Annotated in this window: 17 protein-coding genes; 9 read left to right on the forward strand and 8 right to left on the reverse strand. The window is 59.8% G+C overall.

Going from position 1 to position 19,027, the window contains the following annotated elements; all coding sequences use genetic code 11:
* Positions 1-5: 5 nt before the first annotated feature.
* From ACIOU9_RS11055 to ACIOU9_RS11070, 4 genes are all read left to right on the forward strand, one after another.
* Positions 6-590 (forward strand): tripartite tricarboxylate transporter TctB family protein, encoded by a 585-nt coding sequence (locus tag ACIOU9_RS11055; protein WP_133834029.1) that lies wholly within the window; start codon positions 6-8, stop codon positions 588-590.
* A 23-nt stretch (positions 591-613) separates the two neighbouring features.
* The gene (locus tag ACIOU9_RS11060) at positions 614-2,143 is read left to right on the forward strand and encodes a tripartite tricarboxylate transporter permease (RefSeq protein WP_105656285.1); all 1,530 of its coding nucleotides are present in this window, start codon (positions 614-616) and stop codon (positions 2,141-2,143) included.
* The gene (locus ACIOU9_RS11065; RefSeq protein ID WP_105656286.1) at positions 2,140-2,532 is read left to right on the forward strand and encodes a universal stress protein; all 393 of its coding nucleotides are present in this window, start codon (positions 2,140-2,142) and stop codon (positions 2,530-2,532) included. Before ACIOU9_RS11060 ends, ACIOU9_RS11065 begins: the two co-directional genes overlap by 4 nt.
* Before the next feature lie 419 nt (positions 2,533-2,951).
* Entirely contained in the window at positions 2,952-4,310 is a 1,359-nt protein-coding gene (locus ACIOU9_RS11070) for a gluconate:H+ symporter (RefSeq protein WP_332730670.1), read from the forward strand.
* Positions 4,311-4,404: 94 nt separating this feature from the next.
* Here ACIOU9_RS11070 and ACIOU9_RS11075 read toward each other — a convergent pair whose 3' ends face one another.
* The 3 genes from ACIOU9_RS11075 to ACIOU9_RS11085 form a co-directional block, all read right to left on the reverse strand.
* Positions 4,405-5,118, reverse strand: coding sequence for a FadR/GntR family transcriptional regulator (locus ACIOU9_RS11075; protein ID WP_133834028.1), 714 nt, complete (start codon positions 5,116-5,118; stop codon positions 4,405-4,407).
* A gap of 66 nt (positions 5,119-5,184) precedes the next feature.
* Entirely contained in the window at positions 5,185-6,318 is a 1,134-nt protein-coding gene (locus ACIOU9_RS11080) for a mandelate racemase/muconate lactonizing enzyme family protein (protein WP_105656289.1), read from the reverse strand.
* A 260-nt stretch (positions 6,319-6,578) separates the two neighbouring features.
* Positions 6,579-7,802, reverse strand: a complete 1,224-nt coding sequence (locus ACIOU9_RS11085) for a mandelate racemase/muconate lactonizing enzyme family protein (protein WP_105656290.1) — start codon at positions 7,800-7,802, stop codon at positions 6,579-6,581.
* A gap of 280 nt (positions 7,803-8,082) precedes the next feature.
* Here ACIOU9_RS11085 and ACIOU9_RS11090 point away from each other — a divergent pair, with 280 nt between their 5' ends.
* The 4 genes from ACIOU9_RS11090 (at position 8,083) to ACIOU9_RS11105 (ending at position 12,351) form a co-directional block, all read left to right on the forward strand.
* The gene (locus ACIOU9_RS11090) at positions 8,083-9,009 is read left to right on the forward strand and encodes a carbohydrate ABC transporter permease (RefSeq protein WP_105656291.1); all 927 of its coding nucleotides are present in this window, start codon (positions 8,083-8,085) and stop codon (positions 9,007-9,009) included.
* Positions 9,002-9,982: a carbohydrate ABC transporter permease gene (locus ACIOU9_RS11095; protein WP_286134060.1), complete on the forward strand. Its 981-nt coding sequence runs from the start codon at positions 9,002-9,004 to the stop codon at positions 9,980-9,982. The genes ACIOU9_RS11090 and ACIOU9_RS11095 overlap by 8 nt, the downstream gene beginning before the upstream one ends.
* Positions 9,983-10,078: 96 nt before the next feature.
* Positions 10,079-11,434, forward strand: a complete 1,356-nt coding sequence (locus tag ACIOU9_RS11100; RefSeq protein ID WP_105656292.1) for a Gfo/Idh/MocA family protein — start codon at positions 10,079-10,081, stop codon at positions 11,432-11,434.
* Positions 11,435-11,442: 8 nt separating this feature from the next.
* Positions 11,443-12,351 carry an NAD(P)-dependent oxidoreductase gene (locus ACIOU9_RS11105; protein WP_105656293.1) on the forward strand — a complete coding sequence of 303 codons (909 nt, stop codon included), beginning with the start codon at positions 11,443-11,445 and terminating at the stop codon, positions 12,349-12,351.
* 76 nt (positions 12,352-12,427) lie between these two features.
* Here the strand turns inward: ACIOU9_RS11105 and ACIOU9_RS11110 are convergent, their stop codons facing one another.
* On the reverse strand, positions 12,428-13,258 hold the full coding sequence (locus ACIOU9_RS11110) for a M24 family metallopeptidase (protein ID WP_402696930.1): 831 nt from the start codon (positions 13,256-13,258) through the stop codon (positions 12,428-12,430).
* Between ACIOU9_RS11110 and ACIOU9_RS11115 the strand changes: the two genes are divergently transcribed.
* Positions 13,253-13,432, forward strand: coding sequence for a hypothetical protein (locus tag ACIOU9_RS11115; protein WP_332730684.1), 180 nt, complete (start codon positions 13,253-13,255; stop codon positions 13,430-13,432). The two genes, ACIOU9_RS11110 and ACIOU9_RS11115, sit on opposite strands and share 6 nt — an antisense overlap.
* Positions 13,433-13,524: 92 nt before the next feature.
* On the opposite strand, the gene ACIOU9_RS11120 is transcribed toward ACIOU9_RS11115, so the two are convergent.
* Genes ACIOU9_RS11120 through ACIOU9_RS11135 form a run of 4 tightly spaced genes read right to left on the reverse strand, consistent with a single transcriptional unit; the run spans position 13,525 to position 18,976 of the window.
* Positions 13,525-15,654 (reverse strand): DUF6807 family protein, encoded by a 2,130-nt coding sequence (locus ACIOU9_RS11120; protein ID WP_105656295.1) that lies wholly within the window; start codon positions 15,652-15,654, stop codon positions 13,525-13,527.
* Positions 15,655-15,684: 30 nt separating this feature from the next.
* Entirely contained in the window at positions 15,685-16,593 is a 909-nt protein-coding gene (locus ACIOU9_RS11125) for a sugar phosphate isomerase/epimerase (protein WP_133834027.1), read from the reverse strand.
* A complete protein-coding gene (locus ACIOU9_RS11130) occupies positions 16,590-17,828 on the reverse strand; it encodes a dihydrodipicolinate synthase family protein (RefSeq protein WP_402696964.1) in 1,239 nt (412 codons plus the stop codon). Before ACIOU9_RS11130 ends, ACIOU9_RS11125 begins: the two co-directional genes overlap by 4 nt.
* Before the next feature lie 11 nt (positions 17,829-17,839).
* On the reverse strand, positions 17,840-18,976 hold the full coding sequence (locus ACIOU9_RS11135; protein ID WP_133834173.1) for a Gfo/Idh/MocA family protein: 1,137 nt from the start codon (positions 18,974-18,976) through the stop codon (positions 17,840-17,842).
* Positions 18,977-19,027 lie beyond the last annotated feature (51 nt).

The raw sequence follows: 19,027 nt of genomic DNA on the forward strand, positions 1-19,027 counted from the left end.
ACATCATGCAAGCCAAACACGTTGAACGCCCGCCGGTGCCCGGCGCGCCCCGCGCGAAATCCGGCCCGGTGCAGCCCGAGGACGATTCGTCGCCCGAGGCGCTGACCCCGGAGGAACTCGCCGCCCAGTGGGAAGCCGAGGCCCCGGAACCGGCCGGACCGGTGGCGAACCTTGCCTCCAGCCTGGTGGTGCTCGCGCTGGGCTGCGCCGGCATGGCGCTGTCCGTTGGCCTGGGGCTGGGCACCCCCGCGGCGCCCAGCGCCGGGATGTGGCCCTTCATCGTCACGCTGATTGCCGCCGTCATGGCCGTGGTGCAGCTCATCGTGGGCAGGCGCGGCGGGCAGGACGGGGAGAAGTTCAGTGCCATGAGCTGGTACACCGTCATTGGTTTCGCCACCCTGATCCTGATGGTGGTGCTCATGCCGCTGATCGGCTTCGAGATTCCCGCGCTGCTGCTGTGCTTCGTGTGGATGCGCTGGCTGGGCGGTGAGCGCTGGCGCTCTGCCGCCTTGTATTCGGTGCTGGTGGTCGTGGCCTTCTACGCCATCTTCATTGCCGCGCTCGGCACCACGATTCCCCGACTGTTCTAAGTCGCAATTAAAGGTTGACTCCCATGGACTTCTTCGGACCAGTCCTGGACGGCTTCGGCACCGTCCTGGACCCCACAAACCTCTTGTATTGCCTGCTCGGCGTTGTCATTGGCATGCTGATCGGCGTGCTGCCGGGCCTGGGCCCGGCGGCCACGATCGCGATCCTGCTGCCGTTGACCTACGGTGTCGAGCCGGTGACCGCCATCATCATGCTGGCCGGCATCTTCTACGGTGCCCAGTACGGCGGCACGATCACCTCGGTGCTGCTGCGCCTTCCCGGCGAGGCCAGCTCGGTGGTGACGGTCTTCGACGGCTATGTCATGGCCAAGCAGGGCCGGGCCGGCACCGCACTGGGCATTGCCGCCATCGGCTCGTTTATTGGCGGCACGATCGCCATTGTGGGTCTGACCTTCCTGGCTCCGCTGGTGGCCAGTTTCGCGCTGGACTTCGGCCCGCCGGAGTACACGGCGCTGGCGCTGCTGGGCATCTTGCTGGTGGCCACCATCTCCGGAGGCTCCAAGATCAAGGCGATCATCGCCGCGGCGTTGGGCCTGTTCCTGGCCACGGTGGGTCGCGATGGCTTCACCGGGGCCGAGCGCTTCACCTTCGGCAACCTGTCGCTGGCCGACGGGATCGACTTCGTGCCGATCGCCATGGGCCTGTTCGGCGTGGGCGAGATCCTCTACAACCTGGAGGAGCGGCACCGGGCCGTGTCCGCCCCGCTGAAGGTGGCCAACGTGTGGCCGCGGCGCCAGGACCTGAAGCAGGCCTCCGGGGCGATCGGCCGCGGGTCGGTGCTCGGCTTCTTCCTGGGCATCTTGCCCGGCGGCGGCGCGACGATCTCCTCGCTGGCCTCCTACGCGCTGGAGAAGAAGACCGCCAAGGACCCTACGCGCTTCGGCAAGGGGGCGATCGAGGGTGTCGCCGGACCGGAAACCGCGAACAATGCGGCGGCGACCAGCTCGTTCATCCCGTTGCTGACTCTGGGCATTCCTGCGAATGCGACGATGGCGATCATCTTCGGGGCGTTGCTGATCCAGGGGGTCACCCCCGGCCCGCAGCTGATCTCCAATGACCCGGAATTGTTCTGGGGCGTGGTGAACTCGATGTATATCGGCAACATCCTGCTGCTGATCATGTCGATCCCGCTGATCGGGGTATTTGTGCGGATCCTGCGCATCCGCGCCGCGATCCTGGCGCCGATTACCGCGTTGATTACCCTGCTGGGCGCGTACACCATCCGCAACTCCATGTTCGACGTGATGCTGGTGGTCATGTTCGGCGCCGTGGGCTACCTGATGAAGAAATTCGGTTTCGAGCCCGGCCCGCTGGTGCTGGCGTTCGTGCTGGGCAGCCTGCTGGAATCCAACCTGCGCCGATCCCTGCTGGTGCTGGAAGGCGACCCCTCGGGCTTCCTGTCCCGACCCATCTCCGCAACGCTGCTGGTGGTGTTCGTGTTCGTGGCCGTGTGGCCGATGATCAAGTCCGCCATCGATCAGCGCAAGAACCGCTTGGTGGCCGTGCAGGCCGTAAAGGAAAAGGAAAACGCATGAGCATCATCGTGGGATACGTCCCCACCCCAGTAGGGCAGGCCGCCGTCGACGCGGCCATCATCGAGGCGAAGCTGCGCGCCGAACCGTTGCTGATCGTGAACTCCTCGCGCGAGGGGTCGCTGGTGGACAAGCACACCGCTTCGCCCGAGGACCTGGAACGCGTACTGCTAGCTGCCGCCGCGGCGGGAGTCGAGGCTCGCATCGTGGAGTCCAGCTACCGTGATGACCTGACCGAGGAGTTCCTCGGGCTGGCCGAGAAGCACGAGGTGTCCTTGATCGTCATCGGGCTGCGCCAGCGCAGCCAGGTGGGCAAGTTCATCATGGGCTCGCACGCCCAGCGAATCCTGCTGCAGGCGCAGCATCCGGTGCTGGCCGTCAAGGCCGGCTGACCCGCTACCGCACCGCTGCCAAGGGCCGCGGAAGGCTTCAACGGAAGCCTTCCGCGGCCTTTGCGCGTCCACGGTCCGGTGGCTCCTCAATGGTTGCAGCGCGTCAACTACTGTGAGGCTCGTCACTCAATGCACGGTTCCCGGGGAGTGCCGAAACGCCGAGCCGAATGCGCTACCGGGCGCGGAGTGCCGGAATGTCGCGGGATCGCGGGGATGGCCGCCACCCGGGCACGCAACGCGATGCCGGCTGGGTATCAAAACATGCGGATCGAGTCTTGGACGGGAGCGATCCCGGCTTACTAACGTGACTACAGGCACATGGCGATATGCGGCAGCTCACGTAAACCCAAGCCCCCGCCGCCACCCGCGATGCCGAGATTCCACCCTTTCCAAAGTATTCCCCAGATCGGAGCCCCTTTATGCCCCTGCTTGTCGTAGCGCTGGCGGTAGTCGTGCTGCTGATCCTCATGATGAGGTTCAAGCTCAACGGATTCATCGCCCTGATCCTCGTCGCCACCCTCGTGGCCTTCTGGGCCGTCGCCACCGGATCGCTGAGCGTGGACGGCGAGCCCGCGGGCGTCGCTGACATCCCGGAGATCATCACCGAGGGCCTGGGCGGGCAGCTGGGAAGCACCGCCGTCGTCATCGGCCTAGGCGCCATGATTGGCCGCGTCATGGGCGACGCCGGGGCGGCGCAGCGCATTGCCCGCAAGATCCTCTCGGTCTTCGGCGAGCGTGGCGTGCAGTGGGCCATGATCATTTCCGCGATGCTGATCGGCGTGACCATGTTCTACGAGGTCGCGTTCGTGATCCTGGTGCCGGTCGCCTTCACCCTGGTGCGCGCCACCAAGGTCAACCTGCTGTGGGTGGGCCTGCCCATGTCCATCTCGCTGTCCACCATGCATTCCTTCCTGCCCCCGCACCCGGGTCCGACCGCAGTGGCCGGGCTGTACAACGCATCGGTCGGATTGACGCTGGCCTACGGCCTGCTCATTGCCATTCCGGCCGGTGTGGCCATTGCGATGGCCTGGCCGCGGCTGTCCTTCGTGCGGCAGATGAACCCGCAGATGCCCTCGGGGCTGCTCGCGGAAAAGGACTTCGCCGACGACGAGCTGCCCTCGGGCGCCTTGTCCTTCCTGGTGGCGCTGCTGCCCATCGTGCTGATTGCCGGTTCGGAAATCCTGCGCATGACCGTGACGCTGAGCAAAGAGGCCGACGATGTGCTCGCGCTGCTGGGCTCTGCGGAAATTGCGTTGCTGATCGCCCTGCTGGTGGCGATTGCCGCCTTCGGCCCGCTGAACAACCGTTCCATGGCGCAGGTCGCCAAGTCGATGAGCGAGGCCGCACGGGCCATGGCCATGATCCTGCTGGTCATCGGCGCCGGCGGCGCCTTCAAGCAGGTGCTGGTTTCCGCCGGCATTGCCGACTACATTGCGGACACCACTGCGGGGTGGAATCTCAGCCCGCTGTTCCTCGCCTGGATCATTGCGGTGATCCTGCGCATCGCGCTGGGATCAGCTACGGTGGCGGTATCGACCGCCGCCGGCATCGCTGCACCGCTGGTCGCGGCCACCGGAGCGTCGCCTGAGCTGATGGTGCTGGCCACCGCCTGCGGCTCGATCGCCTTCAGCCACGTGAACGACCCGGGCTTCTGGATGTTCAAGGAGTATTTCAACCTCAATGTCGGGCAGGCGCTCGCGGTGCGCACCACCTACACCACGACGTTGGCGGTACTCGGGTTGCTCGGGGTCTTCGCACTGGACCTGGTGATCACCTAGGCCCGGTACGGAACTTTGAAGGAAAGACCTCTCGGCGACATGGAGCTGATGGCAGCTGCCACGGCCAGCCGGAGGTCTTTTCCGCGTCCCGGCCCTAAAGCGCGGGGCCGAGCCCCGCTTCGGATTGCAGCCGCAGCATGGAGTTGCCCAAATGCATGCGCATGGCCGCGGCCGCCATGTGCGGGTCGCCGGAGGCAATGGCATCACGCACGGTGCGGTGCTCTGCGGCCACCGAACCCAGCCGGTCGGCGGTGATCGTGTCGGCCGAATCCAGCCGGCCGCGCGGCATCGCGATCATGGAGGGACCGAAATTCTCCACAGCCTGGCCGAAGTAGGGATTGCCGGTAGCCCTGGCCACGGCCAGGTGGAACTCGAAATCGCAGCTCATGCTCACCGCCGCATTGCCCGCTGCGGCCTCGAAGCCCCGCAGGGCCTGGTCCATTGCGGACAAATCCTGCGCGGTGCGGGAGCGGGCCGCGACGGCGGCGGCCTCGGTCTCGAAACCCACCCGGTACTCGATCAACTGGCGGCGTTCCTCGACGGTCCGCGGAACCAGTGCTTGAGCGGCAGGCTCGGCGGGCGGTGGAGGAGTCAAAGCGAAGCTGCCCGCGCCGCGCCGCGTGTAGACCAGCCCTTCGGCCTGCAGCCGGGTGATGGCCTCGCGGACCACGGTGCGCGATACCCCGTGCTCGGCGATCAGCTCGTTCTCGCTGGGCAGCTTCTGTCCCGGAGGAATGGCCCCGCCGCTGATCTGCGCGCGCAGGTGCCCGACCAAGGCCGATGCCAGATTGGGTTTGGCGTTGTGCATGCTTAAAGGATAAGCGCCGGAACCGCCTGGCAGGCGGTTCCGGCGCGAAGGTCCAGTCATGGGGACTCAGGCGGTGCCGAATTGCGCGGTTTCGGTGGTCCACGCGCGGGCCTGGTCGCTCAGGGTGAAGCCGAGCCCTGGCCTGTTCGGAACGATCATCCGGCCGTCCTTGGTTTCCAAGTGCTCATTGAACAGCGGGTCGAGCCAGTCGAAGTGCTCCACCCAAGGCTCGCGTGGGTACGCTGCTGCCAGATGCAAGTGGATTTCCATTGCGAAGTGCGGTGCCAGATCCAGCCCAGCCTGGTCAGCGAAAGTTGCCAGTCTCTGGAACTGGGTGATGCCACCGACCCGGGGAGCGTCAGGCTGGATGATGTCGCAGGCGCGTGCGGCAATCAGGCGTTCGTGCTCGGATACCGAAGCAAGCATCTCTCCTGTGGCTATTGGCGTATCCAGGGCAGCGGTCAGGGCCGCATGGCCTTCAGCATCGTAGGCATCCAGCGGTTCTTCGATCCAGACGAGGTTGAACTCCTCGAGCCTGCGCCCCATGCGCAATGCGGTAGCGCGGTCCCATTGCTGGTTGGCGTCGACCATGAGCGGGAAATCCGGGCCAATATGCTCGCGCACTGCGGCAACGCGGCGCAGGTCTTCGGCGCTGTCCGGCAGGCCGACCTTGATCTTGATGCCGCCGATCCCTTCCTCGATGGACTGGGTAGCCCGATCCTTGACCTCCTCGATGCTGGCGTTCAAGAAGCCGCCGGAAGTATTGTAGGTGCGCACCGAATCGCGGTGGGAGCCGAGGAACTTGGCTAGCGGAAGCCCCGCGCGCTTGGCTTTCATGTCGTAGAGCGCGATATCAAGTGCGGCCAACGCCTGGGTCGCCACACCAGAGCGGCCCACCGAAGCGCCGGCCCAGAGGAGCTTGGTGTACAACTTGGCGATGTCACTTGGATCTTCGCCAATCATCGCTTGTGCGACTTCCTTGGCATGGGCGTACTGTGCAGGACCGCCAGCCCGCTTGGAGTAGGAGAACCCGAAACCCTCATGGCCCTGTTCCGTGGTGATCTCCGCGAAGAGGAAGACCACCTCGGTCATTGGCTTCTGACGACCGGTGAAAACTTTCGCATCGGAGATCGGTGTGGCCAGCGGCAACCGGGCCGTTGAAAGCTTGACGTGGCGGATGGCGTCGGGGGTATAGGTCATGGCGGGAATCTCCTGTTGGGATCACTGTGGGGGTAAGCTCATTTAATTACTTATCCTATAAGTAAGAAACTTATTACACAAGTGATTTTTCGAGTGTTTTCTTCGGTGGCCTGCTGCCCCTTTCTTCTCTGTGGTCGAATGCGCCCGGAGCTGCCTCTCGGGTGCTTGAAACCACGGCAGGTTCCCGTCTGGACGGCGGGGCTCCAGGCAATCGCGGGCTGTCCGCAATGCTTGAAGCGGCTATTGCCTTGCCGGATCATTTACCCTTCGCAAGGCGCAGTGGTCAAGACCAGATGCTTGAGGGCATGGTTTTCAAGAACGACTGGATCCGGAGTGAAACCGAGCCCGGCTTCCGTTGGCAGACGGATCGTACCCTCGTTAGTGAGCTTCCCCTGATGCGGCGCATGCCAAGGGTGGAGCTGGGTTTCCCAACCGAGGAAGGGGATTTCCAATTCCGGACGGAGTGACCCGTTGGCAAGCTGGACTTCCTGGTCTGCGGCGATCAGCTGCGCGGTGGCCAGGAGGGCCGGACCGTAGTAGAAGCAGTGTGGCACCACATGGACATTAAGCCGTTGACCCGCCTCGCGAATTTTGAGCATGGCGCTGAGTCCGCCAATCTTTCCGACGCTAGGCTGGGCAAACTGCAGGGCGCCGAGTTCCATATCCGAGGTCAGCCCCTGGACCCCTGAATGGTTTTCTCCACCGGAGACGTTGCCGAAACGAGCATTGAGGGCGGCTAGTGATTGCGAATCATCTGGCGGGAAGATCGGTTCTTCGATCCACAGCAGCTCCAGGTCCGCCATGGCAGCAATCGACGACCCGGCTTCGGCTGGATGATGCCACTTGCAATTGACATCGACCATCAGCGGGTGGGAGCCCACGGCCTGCCGTGCGGCCTTGATGGCTGGAATCGAGGACTCATGGATTTTGAATGCCTTGAATCCGTGTTCCAAAGCCCTGGAAAGATGAAAAGCAACCTCCTGCGGATCCTCGGCATAGTGGACCAAAGACGCGTAGGCATTGATTTCATGGCGGGCATCGATATTGATGAATTCCCGCAGCGTCTGTCCTGCACGACGTGCCGCTATATCCCAAAGAGCGATGTCCACTGCGGATAGTGCGAAGTGAATGGGTCCGGTGCGCCCGAAGGCGTGGAATGCATATTCGGCCGAGGCAATGCTCCCGTCGAGGGCCGATGAACGCCCTAAGAAAAAGGGGGCCACGATCTGTTCAAGGGCAGCCCATGTCGCGGGATTGGATTTGTGGCCGAAGGCTTCGCCCCAGCCGGTGAACCCATCCGCGGTTTGCACCTTCACCATTAATGATTCCATCTGGGTCAACGTGCGTGATGATGCATTGAAAGCATCGATTGATTCCGCATTGGAATCTTCCTGGCTTCGCCGCGCGGCATCAAAAGGCAGTGATATCCAATAGAGCTCTATTGACACGATAGTGTCACTTAAACCGTCTTTGGCCTGCGACATTTTACTGATCTCCTATTTTCATATGGACGCATCCAGCGACTGTTCGCACCGTGTGATGGCGTCCAGCGGTGGCTCCGAGGCGATTCCTCAAACCTATCTCGCCAGTGTGGTTGACCTCACGTTGGTGTTTAGTTTAGCGTTGAGGAATAGAGATTGGAAAGCGCATTCCTGAAGTCGATTTCGAATCATCTTCACCAAGCGCTTCTAGCAAGGAGTCACTCATGTCGGTCCCGATTCGTAAGGGCTGCCTTCGCGTTTCGTCGAAAGGAGGTAGTGGTCAATGAGCGCCATTGCCGAACTGCAGAACCTCAGCAAGAACAATGGCCGCAAAGTCCCTCCCAAGGACAACAAGGCAGCGCATATCTTCCTCATTCCGTGGACGATCGGGTTATTCCTTATCACCCTGGGGCCCATGGCCATGTCGCTGTATCTTGCGTTTACGGACTACAACCTTTTGCAGGCTCCGTCCTTTTCAGGATTTGAGAACATTGAACGGATGCTCGACGACCAGCGGCTGCATAATTCATTGCGGGTCACGTTCACCTACGTTTTGATCGGTGTTCCGTTGCAGCTGGCAGTGGCCCTCGCCGTAGCAATCTTGCTTGACCGGGGAATGCGCGGGCTCTCTTTTTACCGCTCAATTTTCTACCTGCCTTCCATGCTGGGTTCCTCAGTTGCAATCGCAGTGCTGTGGAAGCAGATTTTCGGTACCACCGGCCTGGTGAATCAGCTCTTGGAATTGGTCGGTATCCAAGGCATTGGATGGATCTCCGATCCAAACACGTCACTTGGAAGCCTGATCTTGCTCAACGTGTGGACCTTCGGCTCACCGATGGTGATCTTCCTTGCAGGTCTGCGTCAAGTTCCCATGATGTATTACGAAGCAGCCTCCATTGATGGGGCGAGCAAATGGCGGCAGTTCCTGAGTATCACGTTGCCGATGATTAGCCCCATTATTTTCTTCAACCTGGTCCTGCAGATCATTGGGGCCTTCCAGAACTTCACTCAAGCTTTCATCGTGTCCAATGGATCGGGCGGTCCTGCCGATTCCACCATGTTCTTCACGCTCTACCTGTACCAGCAAGGATTCAAACAGTTCGATATGGGTTATGCCTCAGCCATGGCATGGCTCCTGGTGCTCATAGTTGGTGCATTTACCGCTGTGAACTTCTTCGTTTCTAAGTATTGGGTGTTTTACGATGACTAATCAAACTTCACTTCCAGATTCGCAAGTACGCGGTGGGTCACCGCAAGAACTCGTGCTTGATGAGGAAGAACTTCTCGGAAAAAAGCCGCCGGTTGGCGGTACTGATGAACGAGGCAAGACCGTAAAGGGTAAGAGCCCGAAGTTCAAGGTTTCAATGCGCTCATTGCTAAAGCATGCGCTGCTGATCCTGGGTGCCGGAGTCATGATCTATCCATTGCTGTGGATGGTAGCTAGCTCCTTCCGCCCGAACGACCTGATCTTCCGCGAGGCCGGTTTGGTTATTTCCCAGGTGGACTGGAATAACTACCCCAGCGGTTGGAACGCGCTGTCTGAACCTTTCAGCAAGTACTTGATGAACTCTGCGATTTTGGTTTTGGGATGCATCCTTGGCAACTTGGTGTCCTGCTCCATGGCGGCATACGCATTTGCCAGGCTTGACTTCAAGTTCAAGAAGATTATGTTCGCGCTGATGCTGATGACCATCATGCTGCCGATCCACGTGATTATCGTTCCGCAGTACATCATGTTTTCTCAGATCGGCTGGGTCAATACCTTCTGGCCAATCATCGTTCCGAAACTGCTTGCCACGGACGGGTTCTTCATCTTCCTGATGATCCAATTCATCCGAGGAATCCCTAAGGATATGGATGAAGCAGCCCGAATCGATGGCGCCGGCCATCCACGGATCTTCCTGCAGATCATCCTGCCGCTTATGGTTCCAGCCTTGGCAACTACGGCAATCTTCACGTTCATCTGGACCTGGAGCGACTTCTTTACCTCACTGATCTACCTCACCAACCCGAGTAATTACACCGTGCAAGTTGCGCTCAACGCATTCATAGACTCCACCGGAGAATCCAACTGGGGCGCACTGTTCGCAATGTCGATCGTCACGTTGGTCCCTGTATTCCTTGCCTTCCTCTTCGGGCAGAAATACCTGGTCAAGGGCATCGCAACTACTGGTATCAAATAGCAGGAATATGCCACTGGCCTAGGACAACAGCGCTAGGCCAGTGGCCTCGACCGATACCAGACACAAGCGCCAGAAACTTATCGTAGGAGAAACCGCATGGGAAGCTCATCACGCACCAGCTACGTACTGATCGGCACAGGGAACCGATGCGAAATGTACCTGACTGCTATCTTCGGTGAACATAGCGACGTCGCTGAACTTGTCGCATTGGCAGATACCAACCAGGGGCGAATCGAGTACTACCAAGACGTAGTTGAACAGACCTTCGGCGAGAAGGTTGGGTCCTTTGACCCGCAAGACTTGGCCAAAGTCATTCGAGAACGCCACATTGACCGGGTAATCATCACGAGCCCGGACTACACGCATGCTGAGCTGATCTGCACCGCTCTGTATGCCGGCGCCGATGTGATAGTTGAGAAACCACTAACAATTGATGCGCCGAGCACCGCTCGTATAGCTCGGGCGGTGGAAGAAAGCGGCCATGAAATCGTGGTCACGTTTAACTACCGTTATTCTCCTCGGAATACAGCCCTGAAGAAGGCCATCGACGATGGGAAAATCGGCCAAGTCACATCCGTGGACTTCAACTGGATGCTGGATACCGTTCACGGAGCAGACTACTTTCGCCGATGGCATCGACTCAAGGAAAACTCTGGCGGCTTGCTAATCCATAAGTCCAGCCATCATTTCGATCTGGTCAATTGGTGGCTCGACGATTCACCGCAGAAGGTCTTTGCAACAGGAGGGCTGAAGTTCTACGGGCCCGACAACGCAGAGTTCAGGGGCCGCCAAGCCAACGAACGCGGTACCCACGGGCTAAGCGATAAGGATCCGTTTGATTTGGATCTTCGCAGCGATGAGCGGTTGGAAAAGCTCTATCTAGAGAACGAACACTTTGATGGGTACCGCCGAGACCAGGGAGTCTTCAATGGCGAGATCACCATCGAAGACAATTTGAGCCTGACTGCTGAGTATCAAAACGGACCGGTGCTTTCATATTCCCTGAACGCGCACAGCCCATGGGAAGGATACCGGGTTGCGGTGAACGGGACGGAAGGACGCCTGGAACTGGACGTTGTCGAACGGGCAGCAGTACTGCCCGCGGCCGGCGGGCATCCGGTGGATCCTTCATATAGCAATGATGGCCAGAGCGGCAATGCCAGGTCGAAAGGCGAGAGATTGCTTTTGCAGCGGCATTGGGAAGAAGCAGTGGAGATTCAGATCGAAAACTCGAATGGATCGCATGGTGGCGGCGACAAGCTCCTGCTCGAAGAGCTCTTCCGCGGAGCCAACGAGGATGGATATGCGCGGCAAGCCGGATTCATCGACGGTGTGCGCGCCATTGCTGTCGGGATTTGCGGAAATCAATCGCTGGAAACCAGGCAGCTCGTGGACGTCGGGAGTGCTGGCCTGGGCGTGGACATTTCGTTTCAACCGAAGGTCAAGGTGTAAACGGAGCCATGGGTGAAAAAGTCGTCATCACCGGGGGAGCAGGGCGTTTAGGCCGTGCCGTGCTCGCGGGGTTTTCTCACGCAGGGCATGAAGTGATCTCTCTTGACAGGCAGATTCCGGAAGAACCTCTCGATGGCGTGGAATATCACTGCATCGATCTGATGGATGCGAAGGCTACGCATGCGCTATTCGAGCAGCTTGCTCCGCAAGCGGTGGTGTCCCTCGCGGCAATGGCTGTTCCTTTCATGGCCCCGGAAGAGGTGCTTCTGCACACGAACGCGACCATTGCCCATAACGTCACCTCGGCGGCAGTGGAGGCCGGTGCTACCAGGGTCGTGCTGGCCTCCAGCCCATCAATAATGGGCTATGGTTCTCCGGGCGGATGGGTGCCGGAGAAGCTGCCTCTTGATGAAAACGAAGTTCCCAAGCCATGGCATGCTTATGGGCTTTCCAAATTCGTAGCCGAGCAGATTGCCGCCATGTTCGCAGCGAAAATGGGACCGGCAAGTTCGGTGAAGTTCGCTTCCTTCAGGCCCTGCTATGTGATCGCAGAGGAAGAGTGGGCCGGCGCTCCAACGCAGCAGGGACACACTGTTGCTGAGCGCCTACAAGATCCTCGCTTGTCAGCGCCTGCGCTATTCAATTACGTTGATGCGCGGGACGTGGCAGATTTCCTGCTGGTACTGCTTGAACGGTTTGACCGCGTAGAGAATGGCTCGGTGTTCTTCGTTGGTGCAAAGGATGCCATGGCAACGCGTCCGCTCGCAGAGCTGATCCCAGAGATTTATCCGGAGCTCGAGGACGTCGCAGCGGGACTCACCACGGATAGCCCTGCCTTCAGTATCCAGAAAGCGCGAGATGTCCTTGGCTGGGAACCGAAACGCAGCTGGCGCTCGGAATTGAAGGCCACCGTATAAAAGGCATCGGTACATAAAATTATTGGCTGGGAAACCTCAAAAGGATTTCCCAGCCAATAATTGTTTAGGGGTGCGCTTAGCGTTGAAGTACTGCCGGCCGTGGCAAACCGTTAACCAGGTTTGAGGGCCAGAGCGGATCGAAGGTGAGAACCTCAAAATCCCCGGACTCGGTCAGCAGCATGGTGTCCTCAACTTTGAACGCCAGACCATCGCGTGCTGCACTGGGATTGAACGCAAAAGCCTGGTTCAACTGGAAGAGATCAGTTGCTCCTGGGGTGAGCCGGGGATCTCGTCCGTTGTAGCCGGCAATGCCGCCTTGATGATGCAACGACCATTCCCCGGCATCGAAACCATGCTCCGGGTAGGATTCCTGGATGACGGGCAATAATTCACCGAGAACGCCGCCAGGGCGAATTGCCGCAAGGATATCTGCCTCGACAGCCAGGATGTCGTCTTCTCCAGAGAGTTCCTGAGGCGTCGGCGCACCGAATCGCACCCACCTGGTGATGTTGGCAATGAGCCCATGACGTCTTACGCACAGCACTGCCATGGCTTTGCCTCCGAGCGGGGCCGCGGTGGGCAGGGGGTGCCGGGCTGCGGCACGTGAATCGCCGCTGACCAAGGCAACGAGCACTTCGCCTCCTTGGACGACGGCTCCAGCTGTCAGCTTGGCTGCCACGTCGAACTCGGAATCATCGCTACGGGCGGCCGACAGCACTTGGGTCATGAGCGCAGCCGTGTCGCGGCAAAGAGCGCGATACCTATTAATCTCAGTTTCATTGAGTGCTGAGCGAAGGGCTCGCAAATCGGACTCGATTTCCCGCTCGCTGAGGATCTTTTGTCCGCTCGCCGCTGGAAACCATTCTCGGACATTGTCGAGATCCTGGTACCAGGCGGTGACATGCACCGAAACTTGTTCCACGTTGCCGAGCTCTTCTCGCTGGATCCGTGCAGCTTCGCTCACGGACGTGGCAAGCTCGCACCCCTGGGCATGAACCAGAACCCTGGCAATGGGTGGTGCCGCAAGAGATACGTGCGTGCGGGCACCGCCCAAGAGCCAGGCAAGCGAAGCGGGGGTTGAGAGAAGCAGATACTGCCCATCGCGGCTTCTGATGAGCTCGACCAGTTGGGCATGCTTCTTTGCGTATTCATGAGTGGCGGTGGTGGGCACAATCAGCCTTCCTTGGAACCTGAACCGTATTTTCGGGCTAGCAGGGCCACGGTCTGCACCGGGACCCTCCCATCAACCACGAGTACTCGAACTTGGCGGGTTATCGCTTCCTGAGGGTCCAGCACAACCGGTGTAGACCAGGCCAGCGAACTGCCGACACCCGGATATCCAGAACTGCGAACAAACCATGGGTCATCTTGCTCACTGCAGAAAATAATGGTGGCATCCCCGTGGCCTTCAGCAAGATCAGCCAAACCCACCGAGTCCGAAGAGAATGTAGCACTGAAGGCGAGCCATGGACTGTGCACACCGTGGACTTGCGATTCCCCGGAAGCCGATGGGGTAAAAATCTGTGGATCAGCGATTGGAGGCAGACGCCAGAAGAAACCTCCGTAGCCGCCGTTGTGACGGCCGTTGGTACCCGGAGAGCCAAGCGACACCTGGCGTTCGCGCGCCGAGAGCCTGAAACTGAAATCCAGGCTCCAGCCGGTGATGGCGCTTTCGTGGTCCTCAAATGCATTGAGCTCAATCGAACGGTGCTCATCCAGCAGGATTTCCTGTTCGTGGCTGACCCATTCAAGCTGCGAATCCAAAGCGCTGCCATTGCGGGCGAACGCATTGGACGCTGTGCGGATATGTCCATGGTCCGCACGCCATATGTAGCGTGAGGCGTCGCGGGTGTAGGTGCGCCCTCCCCAGAAATTGGTCCCGTTCACATCTTGCAATGCAACCCCGACACCTAGATGCCAGGTGTGGTCAAGCGGTTGCTGCTCACTGACCACAACTCCGTTGAAGGTCTTCAGGTTATCCAAGAAGGGACGCGGTGAATTGGTGCGGGAAATATCTTCTCCCGTCCGCAACTCCGCAAGGGTGCGCTGCTTCCCCGTTGCGGGATGGATCAGCGACAACGAGCCACTGGTTTTCGCTGGCAAGGCCCAAGGCGCTCCGAGTGAAGAGAAACTGGACTGCGCCGCCACCGCTCGGTCGATGAATCGTTCGATGTTCGGTATCACTGGGTGGAAATCTGCTCCATCCCCGGCAGGGATAACCTGCACTTCTGCGATCTGAGTTGGAGTATCCGAGGTCCGTATCTGCTCGAGAACGCGCATGAAAGCACCGGCCGACGCCAAAGAGCTCAAGAGTTCGGTTTCGCTGCCGTTGCGCACCTCGACGAGGTTCTCGAGAAGGTTGACTCGTCCGAAAACTTCAGAAGATTCTGGAAGCCCCAAGTCCGGGTTGGGTCGAACCAGCAGCTCATCACGGGTGTAGTACAAGGTTGCGGTGCCTTCGGTGCCATAGATGGTGATCCATGGATCCTGCTGTTCACTGGCGCAAACGGTCAGCGCGGCAATGACGGGGATTCCGGTGCTCGTTTGCACGCGCACCACGGAGGTATCGTCTGCTTCGATGCTGTGGGCGTGATACAGCTCGGTGGCCAGATGGGCGACATCCTGGGCTTTGCGCGCTCCGGCGATGTGCAAGGCGCTGGCGACCGCGTGGGCCAGGGGATTGGTCACTACACCGTCGGCAATCTCGACGCCGTCGAGTTTCCGATGTCCTGCCCAAGGCGAACGTTCATAGTAGCCCGTGGTGCGGAGCCAATTTCCACTGGCACCCACCGCACGAAGGGCCCCGATGGGAGAGTTCTTCGCGTTATCGGCGAAGAACCCATCTATGGTTTTCAAGGCTGTCGAGCCAAGGGCCTGGAACCCTACCTGCACGTGGGCGCCAGCATCGGCCGCGGCTTGCAGCAGGCGTGAATACTGATCCAGGGTCGCTGTCGGCGGTTTTTCGAGGTAGAGATCTGCACCTGTACGCAAGGCCCTCATCGCCAGGTCGGCATGCGTACTGATCGGCGTTGAAATAATGATGATGTCCGGGGTTAATCCGGAGCTGAGGAAAGCATCAAAGTCGGCGAACACGTGCGTGTCCTTGCCGCGAATCTCTTTCCCGGGATCGACCGGATCGATGCCGGCAAGGAACGTGATTTTCTCCTCGGCTGCGAGTCGATGGATATTTGCCAAATGCTGGCGTCCGAATCCGTTCAGACCAATCAGCACCACCGCAGGAGCAGTTGGCGCTGCCAGGGCACTAGTCGTTGCAGATCCCGCTGCGGTGGCTTGCTGATTCATCGTGTTCCTTCAGAGATATTCGAATTCAGATCAGTTTAATGCGCTGGCCGGCTGAACGCCCGCAGCTTGCTCAAGGTGGGGCAGTACTAGAGTTTCGTAGCGCTGGGACATGGTTGCCAAGGTCAGCGCGGAATCCTGCTGGTTGATCTCCTCATTGAAGATCTCGACTTCAACTGGACCTCGGTATCCGGCCTGTGACACCCATCGGGAAATCGCCGAGAAATCGATATGGCCGTCGCCCATCATGCCTCTGGATTGCAGTGCATTGCTGGCAATCGGCAGATTGAAATCACAGATCTGGTAGCTGGCCAGGCGATGCTCAAGGCCTGCCCGCTGGATCTGCTGCTGCAACTGCGGATCCCAGAACACATGGAAGGTGTCAACAACAACGCCCACGGCCTTGGTTGGATAAGGACTGGCCAAGTCCAGGGCCTGTCCGAGTGTGGAAAGCACCGCTCGGTCGGCGGCATACATTGGATGCAACGGTTCTAGCACCAGCCGAACGCCGTGTTCCAGGGCGATGGGAACCAGCTCTTCCAAGCCGCGCGCGACGCGATCACGCGCCGCGACAATGTTCTTGTCTGCTGGATCCCCGGTGCCGCCCAGAATATGCGCGGCCGACGGCAAGCCGCCCACGACCATGATCAATTCATTGGCGCCGATGACGGCAGCTTCCTCGATGGCCTGCCGGTTCGATGCCAGCGCGGCAGCTTGGGCTTCGGCAGAAGGTGCAGTGAGAAAGCCGCCACGGCACAAGGTGCTGGCTTTGAGCCCTGCCCCAGCGATGATCTGGGCTGCTGGCCCAGCGCCACCGGCCTCGGCAAGCAAATGCCGCCACGGACCAATATGGCTCAGGCCCGCCTGCGCTGCAGCTTCAGCGGCTTCGTGGAGGCTGAGATTCGGGGTAGTGCCGGTATTAAGCGATAGTTCGAATGTCATGACACACCTGTCAGGGACGAAGTTGTAGTTTTGATTCCAGAAATTGCCAGGAGCTGTTCCATTCGCCCAGCAGCCAGATCAGGGTTTTGCAACAGGCCAGCGCCATCAGCGAGAACGAATGTGCGCACCAAGTGCGGCAGTGAACGTCCGGCGTGCAGCCCGCCGATCATCTGGAAACCGCTTTGGTGCCCATTGAGCCACGAAAGAAAGGCAATCCCGGTCTTGTAGTAGAAAGTTGGGGCGCTGAAAATATGCAATCCCAGCTCTCTGGTGGAGTCCAGGATCTTCCGGCCGCGTTCTGCGTCGCCTGCATCGAAAGCCTGCAGGGCCGTTGACGCAGCGGGATAGATGGCGGCGAAAATTCCCAGCAACGCATCGGAATGCAGTTGCCCGTCACCGTGAATCAGCTCGGGATAGTTGAAATCGTCTCCAGTGTAGAGGCGCACTCCAGCTGGCAATGCGGCACGAAGCTGCTTCTCATGCTCGGCATTGAGCAAAGAGACTTTGACGCCGTCGATTTTCGACGCGTGCTGCTCCAGAATGGACTGGAAAACCCCGGTGGCTTCTGCCAAATCCTGTGTTCCCCAGTAGCCGCTCAACTGTGGATCGAACATGTCTCCAAGCCAATGCAGGATCACTGGCTGCTTGGCAGCGTCGAGCAAAGTCGCATACACGTCCAGATAATCCTGCGAGGTGCGCGCTGCCTTGACCAGGGCCCGGGAGCACATCAAGATCGCCTTCGAACCTGAATCTTCAACAAGGCGCAGCATCTCCAAATAAGCGTTGGTGACTTCAGCCAGCTGGCCCGGCTGGACAGTGTCTGCCGACAGCTGGTCCGTGCCGACACCGCAGGCGAGGATATCCCTGACGGTGAGCCCGGCCAAGGCCGGGTAGCTGTTCTTCTGGAGAACCACGGCCGCTTCGATCGCCGATCGCCTGATCAACTCGCAGGTAGCCGCGTAGTCCAGCCCCATGCCTCGCTGCGCCGTATCCATCGCATCGGCGACACCCAGCCCGTAGGACCATAGCTCGTGCCGGTAGGCCAGCGTCGCATCCCAATCGATGCTTGCCGGTGCGCCAGGCGTATTGTCTGCTCCCATGAGGGGGATGACATGGGCTGCGGCATAGGCCTTGCGCGAGGAAAGCGGGGCAGACGGCCGCTGGAATTCGCCGGGGCCTTTCAACCGATAGGAAAAGTTCTGCCCGTTTTCGTCAATGAGTGTCAATTCGGGCAAGGATGCGTAGCTCATAGCGTGATCTCCGGGATATCGAGGGTGCGTCGTTCGGCGGCTGACTGCAATCCCAAAGCCGCCAGCTGGACACCGCGAGCGGCCGAAAGCAGGCCATACTGGTGTTTGCGTCCCGCTGCGATGTCGGCCAAGAAATCTTCCCACTGCAGCTTGAAGCCGTTATCCAGGTCGGCATTGGCGGGAACTTCCATCCACTGGTCGCGGAACGACTCAGTGACTGGCAAATCGGGGTTCCAAACAGGCTTCGGAGTGTGGGCGCGTTGCTGGGCAACGCACTTGTTCAATCCCGCGACGGCGGAACCGTGGGTGCCGTCGATCTGGAATTCCACCAGTTCATCGCGGTAGACGCGCACTGCCCACGAGGAGTTGATCTGCGCAATTACTGCATCGCCGGAAGGAGTTTCGAGTTCGAAGATGCCGTAGGCCGCATCATCTGCGGTGGCTTCGTAGGCTTCGCCTCGTTCGTCCCAGCGGGTAGGGATGTGGGTTGCCGTGGTCGAGGTGACGGACTTGACCTTGCCGATGATTCCTTCAAGGACGTAGTTCCAGTGGCAGTACATGTCGGTGGTCATCGATCCGCCATCCGCAAGACGGTAGTTCCAGGAAGGCCGCTGCGCTTCCTGGATGTCTCCCTCGAATACCCAGTAGCCGAACTCGCCGCGCATTGAGAGAATGCGTCCGAAGAAGCCTTCGTCGACCAAACGGCGTAACTTCACCAGGCCCGGCAAGTAGAGCTTGTCGTGCACGACGCCGGCGGTAATTCCCTTGGCCTGTGCCTGGCGGGCGAGATCCACGGCCTCTTCGAGGGTTTCAGCGGTCGGTTTCTCGGTGAAGATATGCTTGCCTGCCCCGATGGCTTTCGACAGCGTTTCGTAACGCAAGGAAGTCATGGACGCGTCGAAAATGATGTCGACACTCGGGTCATCAATCAGGGAGTCAAGATCGGTGCTGTAGTGCTCAACCTGGTGCTTCTGCGCAAGTTCGCGCAGCTTCGCTTCGTTACGTCCAACGAGGATCGGTTCAACGGTCAGCTTCGAACCGTCCCCGAGAGTGATTCCTCCCTGGTCTCGGATAGGAAGGATTGAACGCAGCAAGTGCTGGCGGTATCCCATGCGGCCGGTGATGCCGTTCATGGCGATGCGTAGAACTTTTGTTTCTGTCACTGGGGTCTCCTCGAAACGGGG

The organism is Glutamicibacter sp. NPDC087583, from assembly GCF_044743685.1.
GTDB lineage: Bacteria > Actinomycetota > Actinomycetes > Actinomycetales > Micrococcaceae > Glutamicibacter.

Excerpts from the sequence above, each read along its gene's own strand:
- ACIOU9_RS11060 (WP_105656285.1), top strand. The coding sequence starts at position 614 with ATGGACTTCTTCGGACCAGTCCTGGACGGCTTCGGCACCGTCCTGGAC.
- ACIOU9_RS11105 (WP_105656293.1), top strand. The coding sequence starts at position 11,443 with ATGGGTGAAAAAGTCGTCATCACCGGGGGAGCAGGGCGTTTAGGCCGT.
- ACIOU9_RS11120 (WP_105656295.1), bottom strand. The coding sequence starts at position 15,654 with ATGAATCAGCAAGCCACCGCAGCGGGATCTGCAACGACTAGTGCCCTG.
- ACIOU9_RS11115 (WP_332730684.1), top strand. The coding sequence starts at position 13,253 with ATGCACCGAAACTTGTTCCACGTTGCCGAGCTCTTCTCGCTGGATCCG.
- ACIOU9_RS11085 (WP_105656290.1), bottom strand. The coding sequence starts at position 7,802 with ATGTCGCAGGCCAAAGACGGTTTAAGTGACACTATCGTGTCAATAGAG.
- ACIOU9_RS11055 (WP_133834029.1), top strand. The coding sequence starts at position 6 with ATGCAAGCCAAACACGTTGAACGCCCGCCGGTGCCCGGCGCGCCCCGC.
- ACIOU9_RS11070 (WP_332730670.1), top strand. The coding sequence starts at position 2,952 with ATGCCCCTGCTTGTCGTAGCGCTGGCGGTAGTCGTGCTGCTGATCCTC.
- ACIOU9_RS11075 (WP_133834028.1), bottom strand. The coding sequence starts at position 5,118 with ATGCACAACGCCAAACCCAATCTGGCATCGGCCTTGGTCGGGCACCTG.
- ACIOU9_RS11080 (WP_105656289.1), bottom strand. The coding sequence starts at position 6,318 with ATGACCTATACCCCCGACGCCATCCGCCACGTCAAGCTTTCAACGGCC.
- ACIOU9_RS11135 (WP_133834173.1), bottom strand. The coding sequence starts at position 18,976 with ATGAACGGCATCACCGGCCGCATGGGATACCGCCAGCACTTGCTGCGT.
- ACIOU9_RS11125 (WP_133834027.1), bottom strand. The coding sequence starts at position 16,593 with ATGACATTCGAACTATCGCTTAATACCGGCACTACCCCGAATCTCAGC.
- ACIOU9_RS11065 (WP_105656286.1), top strand. The coding sequence starts at position 2,140 with ATGAGCATCATCGTGGGATACGTCCCCACCCCAGTAGGGCAGGCCGCC.
- ACIOU9_RS11095 (WP_286134060.1), top strand. The coding sequence starts at position 9,002 with ATGACTAATCAAACTTCACTTCCAGATTCGCAAGTACGCGGTGGGTCA.
- ACIOU9_RS11090 (WP_105656291.1), top strand. The coding sequence starts at position 8,083 with ATGAGCGCCATTGCCGAACTGCAGAACCTCAGCAAGAACAATGGCCGC.
- ACIOU9_RS11100 (WP_105656292.1), top strand. The coding sequence starts at position 10,079 with ATGGGAAGCTCATCACGCACCAGCTACGTACTGATCGGCACAGGGAAC.